The organism is Thiobacillus sp. (genome assembly GCF_030696885.1).
Taxonomy (GTDB): domain Bacteria; phylum Pseudomonadota; class Gammaproteobacteria; order Burkholderiales; family Thiobacillaceae; genus Thiobacillus.
This window is the reverse complement of sequence record NZ_JAUYRI010000003.1, coordinates 160,309-172,776: the sequence shown is the minus strand read 5'-3', so window position 1 is coordinate 172,776 and position 12,468 is coordinate 160,309. Positions and strand designations below refer to the sequence as shown.

General features: G+C 64.2%; 11 protein-coding genes, 3 tRNA genes and 1 pseudogene. 8 read left to right on the top strand and 7 right to left on the bottom strand.

Annotated features, from left to right (window positions below; genetic code table 11):
- Both Q8R61_RS01005 and Q8R61_RS01000 read left to right on the top strand, forming a co-directional pair.
- On the top strand, positions 1 to 711 hold a 711-nt coding region (locus Q8R61_RS01005; protein ID WP_305533443.1), incomplete at its 5' end, for a DUF6268 family outer membrane beta-barrel protein.
- Positions 712 to 885: 174 nt separating this feature from the next.
- Positions 886 to 2,136: pseudogene (locus Q8R61_RS01000) on the top strand (IS1182 family transposase); the annotation flags it as partial.
- Between the two features lie 210 nt (positions 2,137 to 2,346).
- On the opposite strand, the gene Q8R61_RS00995 reads toward Q8R61_RS01000, so the two are convergent.
- Both Q8R61_RS00995 and Q8R61_RS00990 read right to left on the bottom strand, forming a co-directional pair.
- Positions 2,347 to 4,824 carry an ABC transporter permease gene (locus Q8R61_RS00995; protein WP_305533442.1) on the bottom strand — a complete coding sequence of 826 codons (2,478 nt, stop codon included), beginning with the start codon at positions 4,822 to 4,824 and terminating at the stop codon, positions 2,347 to 2,349.
- Positions 4,821 to 5,528: an ABC transporter ATP-binding protein gene (locus tag Q8R61_RS00990; protein WP_305533441.1), complete on the bottom strand. Its 708-nt coding sequence runs from the start codon at positions 5,526 to 5,528 to the stop codon at positions 4,821 to 4,823. The genes Q8R61_RS00995 and Q8R61_RS00990 overlap by 4 nt, the downstream gene beginning before the upstream one ends.
- Positions 5,529 to 5,555: 27 nt before the next feature.
- On the opposite strand from Q8R61_RS00990, the gene Q8R61_RS00985 reads away from it, so the two are divergent.
- Genes Q8R61_RS00985 through Q8R61_RS00975 form a run of 3 tightly spaced genes read left to right on the top strand, consistent with a single transcriptional unit; the run spans position 5,556 to position 7,028 of the window.
- On the top strand, positions 5,556 to 6,197 hold the full coding sequence (locus Q8R61_RS00985; protein WP_305533440.1) for an arylesterase: 642 nt from the start codon (positions 5,556 to 5,558) through the stop codon (positions 6,195 to 6,197).
- Complete coding sequence (locus Q8R61_RS00980; RefSeq protein WP_305533439.1) at positions 6,176 to 6,577, top strand: YchJ family protein; 402 nt, start codon at positions 6,176 to 6,178, stop codon at positions 6,575 to 6,577. Before Q8R61_RS00985 ends, Q8R61_RS00980 begins: the two co-directional genes overlap by 22 nt.
- Positions 6,578 to 6,587: 10 nt before the next feature.
- Positions 6,588 to 7,028 (top strand): VOC family protein, encoded by a 441-nt coding sequence (locus tag Q8R61_RS00975; protein ID WP_305533438.1) that lies wholly within the window; start codon positions 6,588 to 6,590, stop codon positions 7,026 to 7,028.
- 67 nt (positions 7,029 to 7,095) lie between these two features.
- Here Q8R61_RS00975 and Q8R61_RS00970 read toward each other — a convergent pair.
- From Q8R61_RS00970 to Q8R61_RS00960, 3 genes are all read right to left on the bottom strand, one after another.
- Positions 7,096 to 7,171, bottom strand: a tRNA-His gene (locus Q8R61_RS00970).
- A 38-nt stretch (positions 7,172 to 7,209) separates the two neighbouring features.
- Positions 7,210 to 7,286 (bottom strand) — tRNA-Arg (locus Q8R61_RS00965).
- Positions 7,287 to 7,329: 43 nt separating this feature from the next.
- A tRNA-Pro gene (locus Q8R61_RS00960) sits at positions 7,330 to 7,406 on the bottom strand.
- A gap of 140 nt (positions 7,407 to 7,546) precedes the next feature.
- Here Q8R61_RS00960 and folD point away from each other — a divergent pair.
- A complete protein-coding gene (folD, locus tag Q8R61_RS00955) occupies positions 7,547 to 8,401 on the top strand; it encodes a bifunctional methylenetetrahydrofolate dehydrogenase/methenyltetrahydrofolate cyclohydrolase FolD (RefSeq protein WP_305533437.1) in 855 nt (284 codons plus the stop codon).
- Between the two features lie 63 nt (positions 8,402 to 8,464).
- Here folD and Q8R61_RS00950 read toward each other — a convergent pair whose 3' ends face one another.
- Positions 8,465 to 9,223: an HAD family hydrolase gene (locus tag Q8R61_RS00950; RefSeq protein WP_305533436.1), complete on the bottom strand. Its 759-nt coding sequence runs from the start codon at positions 9,221 to 9,223 to the stop codon at positions 8,465 to 8,467.
- Positions 9,224 to 9,306: 83 nt separating this feature from the next.
- On the opposite strand from Q8R61_RS00950, the gene dksA reads away from it, so the two are divergent.
- Both dksA and Q8R61_RS00940 read left to right on the top strand, forming a co-directional pair.
- Positions 9,307 to 9,726: an RNA polymerase-binding protein DksA gene (gene dksA, locus Q8R61_RS00945; protein ID WP_305533435.1), complete on the top strand. Its 420-nt coding sequence runs from the start codon at positions 9,307 to 9,309 to the stop codon at positions 9,724 to 9,726.
- Between the two features lie 69 nt (positions 9,727 to 9,795).
- Entirely contained in the window at positions 9,796 to 10,254 is a 459-nt protein-coding gene (locus tag Q8R61_RS00940) for a hypothetical protein (protein WP_305533434.1), read from the top strand.
- An 81-nt stretch (positions 10,255 to 10,335) separates the two neighbouring features.
- On the opposite strand, the gene pnp is transcribed toward Q8R61_RS00940, so the two are convergent.
- Positions 10,336 to 12,465, bottom strand: coding sequence for a polyribonucleotide nucleotidyltransferase (gene pnp / locus Q8R61_RS00935; RefSeq protein ID WP_305533433.1), 2,130 nt, complete (start codon positions 12,463 to 12,465; stop codon positions 10,336 to 10,338).
- Between the last annotated feature and the right edge of the window lie 3 nt (positions 12,466 to 12,468).

The following is a 12,468-nucleotide window of genomic DNA, read 5'->3' as shown; positions in this document are numbered from 1 at the left end:
GACCTCGGTCGCGGCAACCGTGCCGGCGTGACACTCAACTACGATTACACGGACTATTCATTCTCGAACCCAGTCCGCTTCGGCAACGTTGCGCCATGGAATATAGTGCAACGTTACGGCGTATCGGTCCCCCTCTCGTTTGGGCTAAGCGATGGCTGGAGCGTCGGGCTCGCGCCCTCGTTCGACTGGTTCCGCGAGAACGGTGCCGATGCGGGTGACGCATTCAGCTGGGGGGGCATCGTCTCGGCGACCAAACGTTTCGACAATGGCAACCGTCTCGGCTTTGGCATGGGCGTATTCGACCGCATCGAGGAAACGAGCGTATTCCCGTTCCTGCTGGTCGACTGGCGGATTAGCGATCGCTGGCGTCTGGTGAACCCGCTGCCCGCGGGACCCACCGGGCCAGCCGGCCTGGAACTCGAGTACCGCCTCGACAGCGGCTGGAACGTCGGGCTCGGAGCCGCGTGGCGCAACGCGCGCTTTCGCCTGAGCAATGACGGCCCAGTGCCCAACGGTATCGGAGAGGAACGTGGCGTACCCGTGTTTCTCCGCGCGACGCACGCTTATGGTGAACAGATGTCACTGAGCCTGTACGCGGGCCTCGTCACCGCTGGCCAGTTGCGGGTCGAGAACTCATCTGGCAACGAGCTATACCAGATCGATTCCGACACAGCACCGTTTTTTGGCGCCACGTTCTCCGCGCGCTTCTGAGTCGCAGGCGTTGTGGGCGTTGTGGGCGACGGCAAGCCCCCGTCACTCTGCCTTCCCCTCTTTTGACTGTCGGTTCTGGCGAAAGCCTATGGTCCGCTTTGATATGCCAGTTCAACTGGTCGATGCGGTCGGCCGGACTGACCTTATCGGGTTGTGTTCTGCCGCTGAGAAGTCACGGGGCGTCCGTCGTATCACCCCTCTGTTCTGCTGAAGCTTTACCTGTATGGGTATCTCAATCGCATCCAGTCCAGCCTCCGGCTGGAGCGGGAATGCCAAAGCAACGTCGAGTTGATGTGGCTCACCGGCAAGATGGCGCCGGACTTCAAGACCATCGCCGACTTCTGTCACGACAACGGTCAGGCGATCCGCAACGTCTGCCGCGAGTTCATCCTGCTATGCCGGCGGCTCAATCTGTTCACCCAGGCCATCGTGTCCATCGACGGCAGCAAGTTCAAGGCGGTCAATGCGCACGACCGCAACTTCACTCGAGCCAAGCTCGACAAGCGGATGCGGGAGATCGAGCGCAGCATTGACGAATACCTCACCGCCATCGAGATGGCGGATCGCAATCCGTCGGAGGTCACGGAAACCAAGACTACCCACCTGAGCAAGAAGATCGAAACCTTGAGGCGTGAGATGCGGGAACTCAAGGAAATGGAAGCCCGCTTGGAGGCCTCGCCGAGCGGCCAGGTCTCGCTGACCGATCCGGACGCACGGGCCATGACCACCAGCACCAGTCTCGGACTGGTGGGCTACAACGTGCAGACTGCGGTGGAGACCGAGCACCATTTGATCGTGGCGCATGAAGTGACCAACATCGGTTCCGACCGACGACAGTTGGCCAAGATGGCAAAGCAGGCCCAAGAGATCATGCCGGGTCAGGAACTTCAGGCCATCGCGGACCGGGGCTACTTCAACTGTGAGGAAATTCTGGCCTGCTATCAGGCGGGCATTACTGCCTACGTATCCAAACCGATGACGTCGGAAGCCAAAGCCGAGGGCCGGTTCGACAAGTCGGAGTTTGTCTATCAACCCGATACCGATTCCTACCGCTGCCCGGCGGGCAGCCAGCTCATCCGACGCTTCAGCCGGATGGAGAAAGACCATCTCATTCACCGCTACTGGAGCTCGGACTGCCCATGCTGTCCCATCAAGGCCCAGTGCACGCCAAGCGACTACCGCCGGGTCAGTCGCTGGGAGCACGAGGAAATTCTGGAAGCGATGCAAAAGCGACTTGACGGCAGACCGAATGTGATGCGCATCCGGAGAAAGACGGTCGAGCATCCCTTCGGCACCATCAAGTTCTGGATGGGGGCCAGGCACTTCCTGATGCGCGCCCTGGAGCATGTGCGAACGGAAATGAGCTTGCATGTCCTCGCCTACAACCTGAAGCGGGTATACAGATCGTTGGGATGCCCCCCCTGAGGGCAGTCATAAGGGCCTGAAAGGGCCTTTTTGCGCGCCAAACCAGTCGAACAAATTCGGCACTTCTGGATATCTCGGCTACAGACTGAATTCCTGCGGTCGCCTGGCAACGATTCATCGCAACGTTTCCACACGACCTCGCCGACAAACGGACGTTTTCGACATACCTCACGACTGACTCCAGCGGGTCGATAACAGCCGCCAGTGACTTCAACCCAACGCCCGGATCGACTGCATCGGCGGCACGCGGGTGATGTGCCGCGTGGTGAGCCAGCCGCTGGCGCCCACCAGCAGGGCGCCGGCAGCGGGCAGGGCGAGCCACAGCCACGGATGCAGCCGCACCGGCAGATCGAACAGGCGGTCGGCGATCAGCGCCATTGCAATTTCGGCGCAGATGCTGGCGAGCAGGCCGGCCAGCACGCCGAGCGCGATGAACTCGCTCCACAGCCCCTTGGCCAGATAGGCGCGCTGCGCGCCCAGCGTGCGCAACAGCACGGCTTCCTGCTGGCGCGCGTCGAGGCTGGCCAATAGTGTGGCGACGACGACGGCCATGCCGGCGGCGAGCAGGAAACCCAGCAGCAACTGGATTGCGGCGACGATCTGCGCGAACACGGCCTCGATGTTGGCAATGAGCTTGTCGAGGGCAAGAATCGTGATGCCGGGGAAGGTCTTGACGAAGCCGGGCAGCACACCCGTCGCGTCCGGCGGCACGTAGACGCTGGCGATGGCACTGGCGGGCAGGGCATCGAGCGGGCCGGGCGAAAAGATGACGAAGAAGTTGGGTTGCATCGATTCCCATTTCACGCTGCGGATGCTGGTGATGCGCGCGGTGATCGTCTGGTCGCCCGACTCGAAGCCGAGGGTGTCGCCGAGCGCCAGGTTCAGCCGCTCCGCCATTTGGGATTCCACCGAAATCTCCGCGGATGGGTCGCTGCGCTCGCCGTGCCAGGTTCCGGACAGCAGCACATTGTTGGCGGGCAACGTGGTGGTCCAGGTCAGGTTGAGCTCGCGCCGCAGGGTGTTGGTGTCGCGCGCTTCCGGCGGCAGGGTGTCGGCGATGGGCAGGCCGTTCTTGCTGACCAGGCGGCCGCGCACCATGGGATACACCTCGGAGGCTTCGAGGCGGTGCTCGGCCAGATAGGCAGCCACCGCGGCCTGCTGGTGCGGCGCGATATTCACCAGAAAATGATTCGGCGCGTTTTCCGGCAATTGCTGGCGCCAGCCGTCGATCAGGTCGCTGCGCACCAGCGCCAGCAGGGCGACGAGAAACAGCGCCAGAGTAAAGGCACCGAGCTGCAGCGTGCTGTCGAAGCGGTGGCGCAGCAGTTGCGCAAGTCCGAAGCGCACCGGACCATAACTGATCTTCTGCACGCCGCGCCCGGCCACCAGCGCAAGCCGTGCCAGCAGGATCAGCACACCAATCAGCGCGGCGAGTGCGCCGACAAAAATGGCGACCAGCTTGGCGTCGCCCGCATACCAGCCGATTAGGATCAGCAGCGCCGATCCGCTGATGGACGCGCTGACCCACGCCGCGACAGGCAGCGGTGGCAGGTCGCGCCGCAGCACTCGCAGCGGCGGCACGCGGATCAGACGCATCAGTGCGGGCAGGCTGGCACCCGCGAGCGCCAGCAGGCCACTGATGACGGCAACGCCGACCGGCGCTGTGCCCAGCGACGGCAGGCGGGTGACGGCTTCCGGCAGGATCAGTCCGGCCAGCGCCTGCTGCGTCAGCGCGCCGACCGCCACGCCGGCAAGGCTGCCCAGCACGCCCAGCGTCAGCAGCTGCACCGCATAGAGCGTGCGCAGCTGCGCGGTGGTGGCGCCCATGCAGCGCAACAACGCGGCCTGGTCGTAATGGCGCAGCGCATGTCGATGCGCGGCGATGGCGATGGCGGCCACCGACAGCAAGAGACTGATCAGCGCGGTGAGCTGGAGGTAGTGATCGGCGTTGGCAAACGCGCCGCGCAGGGTTTCGACGCCGTCGCGCGAGCCGATCATGCGCTGGGTGGTTTCAAGTTGCGGTTTGAGTGTCGTGCCGAATGCGGCGAGCGGCTCCGGCTCGCCCGCAAACTGATACAGATACGTGAGCCGGCTGCCGGGCTGCAGCACGCGGGTGGCCTCGACTTCGTCGGCGCGCATGAACACACGCGGCGCGAAGCCGAACACGCCGGCGAGCTGGCCGGGTTCTTCGACCACCACGCCGGCAATGCGCAGCGTGGCTTCGCCGATCTGCACCGAGTCGCCCACCGCGGCGTTCAGCAGCGTCAGCAGCTCCTGATCGACATAGACCGCGCCGGGCGGCGGTTGCGCCGGGCGCGGGGCGCCGGCCTCGAAGGGGCGGTCGGCGATGCGCACCTCGCCGCGCAGCGGGTAGACGGCGTCGACCGCGCGCAGCGTGCCCAGCTGGAAGGCATCGCCGCGGCTGACCATGCTGGCGAATTCGAGCGCGTTGCTGGTTTGTAGCGCATGGTCGGGCCAGGTGTCGATCGGGCGCGGGCTGGTGACGAGCAGGTCGGCGCCGAGAAAGCTCGCACCCTGTTCGCTCATTGCGCGCTTGATGCGGTCGCCGAGGAAACCGGTGGTGGAGACGCTGCCGACGCCGATGACGAGCGCCAGCAGCAGGACGCGCCATTCGCCGCTGGCGCGTTCGCGCCGCAGCAGCCAGAGGCCAAGCCGTACGAACGTCATGCGAATTCCACTTCCTGCGCTCGGCCGGCCACCAGGTGCAGCCGGCGCTGGCAGCGCGAGGCCAGTGCGTCGTCGTGGGTGACCAGGATCAGCGTGGTGCGGGCGGAGGCATTGAGTTCGAACAACAGATCGATGATGCGCGCGCCGGTGTCGGCGTCGAGGTTGCCGGTGGGCTCGTCGGCGAAGACGATTTCCGGATCGGTGGCAAACGCGCGTGCGAGGGCAACGCGCTGCTGTTCGCCGCCGGACAGCTGGCGCGGTGTGTGACCGGCGCGCGCAGCGAGGCCGACGCGGTCCAGCCAGTGCAGCGCGCGTTCGCGGGCGTCGGCGCGGCCGGCGAGTTCCAGCGGCAGCAGGATGTTTTCCAGCGCGGTGAGCGCGGGCAAGAGCTGGAATGACTGGAACACGAAGCCGACGCGGCCGGCGCGCAGCCGCGCGCGGGCATCTTCGTCGAGGCCGCCCAAGCGCTCGCCGAGCAACACGATTTCACCGGCCGACGCGTGGTCGAGTCCCGCCAGCAGGCCGAGCAGGGTGGACTTGCCGGAACCGGAGGCGCCGGTGATCGCAAGCGTTTCGCCCGCCTGGACGGCGAGCCCGACTTCGCTCAGGATGGTGAGCGTGCCATCGGCAGTCGGTACGGTCTGGGACAGGGCATGCGCGGAAACCGCGGTGGCGGGGAACTGGGGACTGTCGGCAGGCGTCATTGAAATGGGTCGACTCAGGAAGAATGAATGAATTATCGCTTGTGGTTGCTGTTGTTGCTGACTTTGCCGGGCTGGGCGCAGGCCGCTTCGTGCATGGTGTTGATCGTCGGCGACAGCCTGAGTTCCGGCTATGGCCTCGCCCAGGGTCAGGGCTGGGTGGATTTGCTCGATGCGCGTCTGAAGAAAACCGCGCTGCCGCAAAAAAATGCGCAGTGGCGTGTGATCAACGCCAGCATTACCGGCGACACCACGCAGAATGGCTTGCAGCGTCTGGCGCCTGCGCTGGATCGGCACCGGCCGCAAGGCGTGCTGATCGAGCTCGGCGGCAACGATGCTTTGCGCGGCACGCCGCCGGCGGCGATCAAGCAGAATCTGGTCGAAATGATCCGCCAGGCCAAGGCGGCCGGCGCCTGGGTGATGCTGCTGGAGGCCCCGGTGCTGCCCAACTACGGCAAGCCGTATGCCGACGCAGTGGCGCGGATATACGTTGACGTGGCGCGCGAGGAGAAGATCGTGCGCGTGCCGTGCTTCGTCTGCGACGTGGGGGTCAAGGACGGCATGATGCAGGCCGACGGCATCCACCCCAACAGCAAGGCCCAGCCGAAGATGCTCGACGCCGTGTGGCCCTACCTCAAGCCGAAGCTGCAATGCCCGGTGAAGACACGCTGACCGGCGCCGCCTGCCCCTGCGGGTCGGCGCGCGCCTTGGCGGACTGCTGCGGCCACTACCATGTGGGTGTGCCCGCGCCGGATGCCGAAAGCCTGATGCGCTCGCGCTACAGCGCGTATGTGCTGGGGCTGGAGGCGTATCTGCGCGCGACCTGGCATCCGGCGACGTGTCCCGCCTGGCTCGGTCTGGATGAGGTGCCGCGTCCGCAATGGCTGGGCCTGACCGTGAAAGCACACGCGCCGCAGGATGCGACCCATGCGACGGTGGAATTCGTCGCCCGCTACAAGCTCAATGGGCGCGCATTCAGGCTGCACGAGACCAGTCGCTTTGAACAAGTGGACGGACGCTGGCTGTATGTCGACGGGGTGATTCAGGAATGAAGGAGCGATGATGCGTGCACTCAAGCTGGGCCATGCCGTATTGAGGGTGCGCAGCCTCGACGTGTCGGTGCCGTTCTACCGCGACGTGCTGGGGCTGACCGAAGTGGCGCGCCACGGCGGCCGCATGGTGTTCTTCTCGTGCGGCGACAATCATCACGACCTTGCGCTGCTGGAACTCGGCGCGGATGCACCGCTGCCCGAAGACCGCCAGGTCGGCCTGTATCACCTGGCTTTCAAGGTCGGCGATTCGCTCGACGACCTGCGCGCCTGCCGCGATCACCTCGCCGCGCATGGCGTCGAACTCGACGGCCAGTCCGACCATCGCGTCAGCCAGTCGCTGTATTGCCATGATCCGGACGGCATCATGATCGAGCTGTACGTCGACGCTGATCCGGCGCTGTGGCGCGACGACCCGGGCGCGGTGGCGCATATCGGCACGCTGAAGCTTTAGAACTTAAATGAACAAAGCAAATGAACAAAGCCCGCATGCGCGGGCTTTGTTCTGCTTCTTTGTAAGGTGGGGTGGACGATGGGGCTCGAACCCACGACAACAGGAATCACAATCCTGGACTCTACCAACTGAGCTACGTCCACCATTGGTGTCGCCAACAAACGCTGGCAACGGAAAAACTTGGCCTGCCCGACAGGAATCGAACCTGTAACCCCCAGCTTAGAAGGCTGGTGCTCTATCCAGTTGAGCTACGGGCAGAGACTCACTTCTCGGGCGCTACTCTTACTTGCCGGATAGGGGGTGGTCGGGGTGAGAGGATTCGAACCTCCGACATCCTGCTCCCAAAGCAGGCGCGCTACCGGGCTGCGCTACACCCCGAAATCCTATCGCGCCCAGGTGCATGGCGGGCGCATTTCGGAGAGGCGAGACTATACATTGGGGACACGACGGGGTCAATTTTAGCTTGAGTCGCGTCGTGCGTTCCGGGAAAATCACGCTTTTGCTTCAGGGTGGTTTGAATGAGCGCACGGATTCTCGACGGCAAGACCATGGCCGACACCATCCTCGCAGTGATCCACGACAAGGTGGCTGAGCGCGAGGTGCAGGGCAAGCGCCGGCCGGGCCTGGCGGTGATCCTGGTCGGCGGGGATCCGGCCTCGGCGGTGTATGTGCGCAACAAGAAGCGCGCCTGCGAGCGCGCCGGCGTCACCAGCGTGGCGCACGACCTGCCGGAAACCACCACCCAGGACGAACTGTTGGCACTGATCGATACGCTCAACGCCAACGGCGCCATCGACGGCATTCTGGTGCAGTTGCCGCTGCCGGTGCACATCGACGCCGAGACGGTGATCGAGCGCATCCGTCCGGACAAGGACGTCGACGGCTTCCACCCCTACAACATCGGCCGGCTGGCGGTGAAGATGCCGACGCTGCGGCCGTCCACCCCGCGCGGCATCATGACGCTGCTGCGTGCCACCGACGTGGAACTGCGCGGCAAAAATGCGGTGATGGTCGGCGCCTCCAACATCGTCGGCCGCCCGATGAGTCTCGAACTTTTATTGGCGGGCTGCACGATTACCGTGTGCCACAGCGCCACGCGCGACCTGGAAAGCTTCGTGCGCTCGGCCGAAATCCTGGTGGTGGGGGTGGGCAAGCCGCGCATGATTCCGGGCGACTGGATCCGCGAGGGCGCGATCGTGATCGACGTCGGCATCAACCGCCTGCCTGACGGCAAGTTGTGTGGCGACGTCGATTTCGACAGCGCGCTCGAACGCGCAGGCTGGATCACCCCGGTGCCGGGCGGCGTGGGGCCGATGACGGTGGCGACGCTGCTGGAAAATACGCTGGAAGCGGCGCTGATGCACAATCCCTAGGGCTAGTTAAAATTCGCGGCCTCCGGCCGCTCATCCCCTGACTCCTAGATCCTAAGCCCTTCCTCAGCCCCGATACAGCGCTCTCAAATACCCCACATCGACGAATGGCTGGCCGAGGTCGGGGCCGGACACCACCCGGTTGGGCGCGCCGGGATCGCCCAGGTCGGACAACACCACGGCAGCGCCGCTGAAGTCATGGTCCAGCGTGTAGTCGTTGATGGTAATCAGCGTTTTCAGGCCGGCACCGAGGCTGGCGCGCAGGCCGTTTTCCGAATCTTCGAACGCCAGGCAGTCGGCGGGGTCGAGCCCCATTTTTTCCAGCGCGTAATGGTAGATGTCGGACGCGGGTTTCTTCGCCGGCACGATGTCGCCTGCGGCGATCACTTCGAACCAGTCCTGCGTACCCGGCCCCAGGCTGTGTTCCAGCAGCACGGTGACGTTTTCCGGGGTGGTGGTGGTGGCGATCGCCAGCCGCAGGCCGGCGGCGCGCGCCTCGGCCAGCAGGCGCTTGACGCCGGGGCGCATCGGGATGCCACCCTGGGCGGCCAGCGCGCTGTAGTGGCGGGTCTTGGCCTGGTGCAGTTCGGCCACCAGTTCGTCGAAGTTGTCCGGCTTCCTATAGTCCGGCCGGAACTGGTCGATATAGTGCTTCATACGCTCCTTGCCGCCGGTGACGGCAAGCAGCTTGCCGTAGAGGGCGACATCCCAGTGCCAGTCAAGACCGGCGTCCTTGAAGGCTTGATTGAAAGCGGGACGGTGGCCGTCACGCTCGGTGTCGGCCAGGGTGCCGTCCACGTCGAAGAGCAGGGCTTGTAGTGTCATATGGGTTGCGGCGTTTAAGCGATTCTGATATTAAGTTGGGTCGGGTCTGACCCGGAATAACCGATATTTGCAAAGAGAACGAGATGGCTGAAACTTTGATGCGCTTTGAGCCGTACAAGGCCAAAAAGGGCGAAGAATACATGAACGCGAAACAGCTCGCGCATTTTCGCAAAATGCTCGAAGACTGGAAAGCAGAACTGTCGCAGGACATCGATACCACGCTGCATTCCATGCAGGACGAGCAGACCGTATTTGCCGATCCCAACGACCGTGCCACGCAGGAATCGGACATGGCGCTCGAACTGCGCAACCGGGATCGCGAGCGCAAGCTGATCAAGAAAATCAACGAAACCATCGCCAAGATCGACAGCGGCGACTACGGTTACTGCGATTCCTGCGGTGTCGAAATCGGGCTGGACCGTTTGCAGGCGCGCCCGACTGCGACGCTGTGCATCGACTGCAAGACGCTCGAGGAAATCCGCGAACGTCAGGTCGCCAAATAAAGCTTGGCACGTCAGGCCCGCCCAATAAGATGGCACGTCAGATTGCCACATAATCAACCGGAGAACGCCATGGCCCAGAGCAGTTCGAATCAGCCCGACGAATTCGACCGTTACTACAACGGCCTGCTATACAGCGTGATGCGCTGGGACCAGCTCACGGCGTTCTGGCAGAAGGTCGATGCCGGGGCAGGCTGGTACCTCTACGCGGTGGGCCAGCAGGTGCCGCAGGCACCCTCGGCGGCCGACAAGGTGCAGCAGTTCACGCGCGAGCTGGACGAACTGCTGCGGCGCGAGCATCACGAGGATTACTGCGCGATCGTCTACGCTGACAACCTCGATGCCCCCAATTTCATCAAGATCTACGACCCCAACCATCTGGGCAGTTCGTGCGGCTCCAGCGCGACGAAGTCCTCGGTGCTGCCGGGCTGGCTGATGAGCAAGACGCCGCCGCGCGAGCTTGAAATGCGCGGCGTGGTGACCGGCCAGCGCAAGCGCTGGTGGCAGTCGTTTCTGGGCGAAGCGGTCTGAGACGCATCCGCAGGAACGGCCAATAAAAAACGCGCCGGGGCGCGTTTTTTATTGGCCGAACGCCCCGTGGGGCGGCGCTGTTCAGCTGGCCTGTTCTTCGTCGCTCGGCGTCGGGGCCGGCGCTTCGGGGGCTTCCAGCAGGGCCTTCATCGACAGGCGCAGGCGGCCTTTCTCATCGGCCTCCAGAATCTTCACCCGCACGACCTGGCCTTCCTTCAGGTAGTCGCCGATGGTGTTGACGCGCTCGTGGGCGATCTGCGAAATGTGCAACAGGCCATCGCGGCCCGGCAGCACGTTGACGATCGCGCCGAAGTCCAGCAGCTTGATGACCGGACCTTCGTAGACCTTGCCGACTTCGACCTCGGCGGTGATCTCCTCGATGCGCTTCTTCGCCAGTTCGCCGGCTTCCATGCTGGTGCAGGCGATCTTTACGGTGCCGTCTTCCTGGATGTCGATCTGGGTACCGGTTTCCTCGGTCAGTGCGCGGATGACGGCGCCGCCCTTGCCGATGACGTCGCGGATCTTTTCTGGGTTGATCTTCATCGCGATGATGCGCGGCGCGTAGGCCGACATCTCATGCGTATCGGAGACCGACGACTTCATGATCTCGAGGATGTGCATGCGGCCTTCCTTCGCCTGGGAAAGCGCGGCCTGCATGATCTCCTTGGTGATGCCGGTGATCTTGATGTCCATCTGCAGCGCAGTGACGCCTTTTTCGGTGCCCGCGACCTTGAAGTCCATGTCGCCGAGGTGATCCTCGTCGCCGAGGATGTCGGTCAGCACCGCAAAGCGGTTGCCTTCCTTGATCAGGCCCATGGCGATGCCGGCGACGTGCGCCTTCAGCGGCGCGCCGGCATCCATCAGCGACAGGCAGCCGCCGCACACCGACGCCATCGACGACGAGCCGTTGGATTCGGTGATCTCCGACACCACGCGCATGGTGTAGCCGAATTCTTCCTTGGTGGGCAGCACCGCCAGCAGCGCGCGCTTGGCGAGCCGGCCGTGGCCGATTTCACGACGCTTCGGCGCGCCGACGCGGCCGGTTTCGCCGGTGGCGTAGGGCGGCATGTTGTACTGCAGCATGAAATGCTCGGAATAGGAGCCTTCGAGCGCGTCGATCGTCTGCTCGTCACGACCGGTGCCGAGCGTGGTGACGACCAGCGCCTGGGTTTCACCGCGGGTGAACAGGGCGGAACCGTGGGCGCGCGGCAACACGCCGGTGCGGATCGTGATCGGACGCACGGTGCGGGTGTCGCGGCCGTCGATGCGCGGCTGGCCGGACAGGATGCGGTTGCGCACCACGCCGGCTTCCAGGCGGTGGAATGCGTCCTTGATGTGGTTGGCGGCGACGGTGTCCATGTCGGACGTGATCAGCTCAGCGAAGGCCTTGTTGCGGACTTCGTCGATGGCGGCCATGCGCGCCTGCTTCTGCTTGATGTTGTAGGCCTGCTGCAGGCCGTCTTCGGCCAGCGTCTTTAGGCGCTCGACCATCGCGGCGTCTTCTGCGACCGGCTGCCAGTCCCAGGCGTCGGCGCCGGCTTCGTCGGTCAACTCGTTGATGGCGTTGATCGCAGCCTGCATCTGGGTGTGGCCGAACACGACCGCGCCCAGCATGATGTCTTCCGGCAGTTCCATCGCTTCGGACTCGACCATCAGCACGGCGGACTCGGTGCCGGCGACGACCAGGTTGAGCGCCGAATTCTTCAGTTCGGTGTTGGTCGGGTTCAGCACGTATTCACCGTTGATGAAGCCGACGCGCGCAGCGCCCACCGGGCCGTCGAACGGCAGGCCGGACAGCGACAGCGCGGCCGAGGCACCGATCAGCGCGGGAATGTCGCCGCTGACTTCGGGGTTGGATGACATCACGGTGGCGATGATCTGCACTTCGTTGAAGAAGCCTTCGGGGAAGAGCGGGCGGATCGGGCGGTCGATCAGGCGGCAAATCAGCGTTTCGCCATCCGACGCACGGCTTTCGCGCTTGAGGAAGCCGCCGGGGATACGGCCGGCCGCGTAGGTTTTTTCCTGGTAGTCGACGGTCAGCGGAAAGAAATCCTGACCAGGCTTGACTTCATTCTTGGCCACCACGGTGACCAGCACCACGGTGTCGTCCATGTTGACGATGACGGCGCCGGAGGCCTGGCGGGCGATTTCGCCGGTTTCCAGGGTGACCTGATGACGGCCGTAGGTAAACGTTTTCTTGATTGCGCTCACACG

What these genes read in the sequence shown, in the direction of transcription:
- Q8R61_RS00995 (WP_305533442.1), bottom strand. Translation starts at nt 4,824, where the DNA reads ATGACGTTCGTACGGCTTGGCCTCTGGCTGCTGCGGCGCGAACGCGCC.
- Q8R61_RS00990 (WP_305533441.1), bottom strand. Translation starts at nt 5,528, where the DNA reads ATGACGCCTGCCGACAGTCCCCAGTTCCCCGCCACCGCGGTTTCCGCG.
- Q8R61_RS00985 (WP_305533440.1), top strand. Translation starts at nt 5,556, where the DNA reads ATGAATTATCGCTTGTGGTTGCTGTTGTTGCTGACTTTGCCGGGCTGG.
- Q8R61_RS00980 (WP_305533439.1), top strand. Translation starts at nt 6,176, where the DNA reads ATGCCCGGTGAAGACACGCTGACCGGCGCCGCCTGCCCCTGCGGGTCG.
- Q8R61_RS00975 (WP_305533438.1), top strand. Translation starts at nt 6,588, where the DNA reads ATGCGTGCACTCAAGCTGGGCCATGCCGTATTGAGGGTGCGCAGCCTC.
- folD (WP_305533437.1), top strand. Translation starts at nt 7,547, where the DNA reads ATGAGCGCACGGATTCTCGACGGCAAGACCATGGCCGACACCATCCTC.
- Q8R61_RS00950 (WP_305533436.1), bottom strand. Translation starts at nt 9,223, where the DNA reads ATGACACTACAAGCCCTGCTCTTCGACGTGGACGGCACCCTGGCCGAC.
- dksA (WP_305533435.1), top strand. Translation starts at nt 9,307, where the DNA reads ATGGCTGAAACTTTGATGCGCTTTGAGCCGTACAAGGCCAAAAAGGGC.
- Q8R61_RS00940 (WP_305533434.1), top strand. Translation starts at nt 9,796, where the DNA reads ATGGCCCAGAGCAGTTCGAATCAGCCCGACGAATTCGACCGTTACTAC.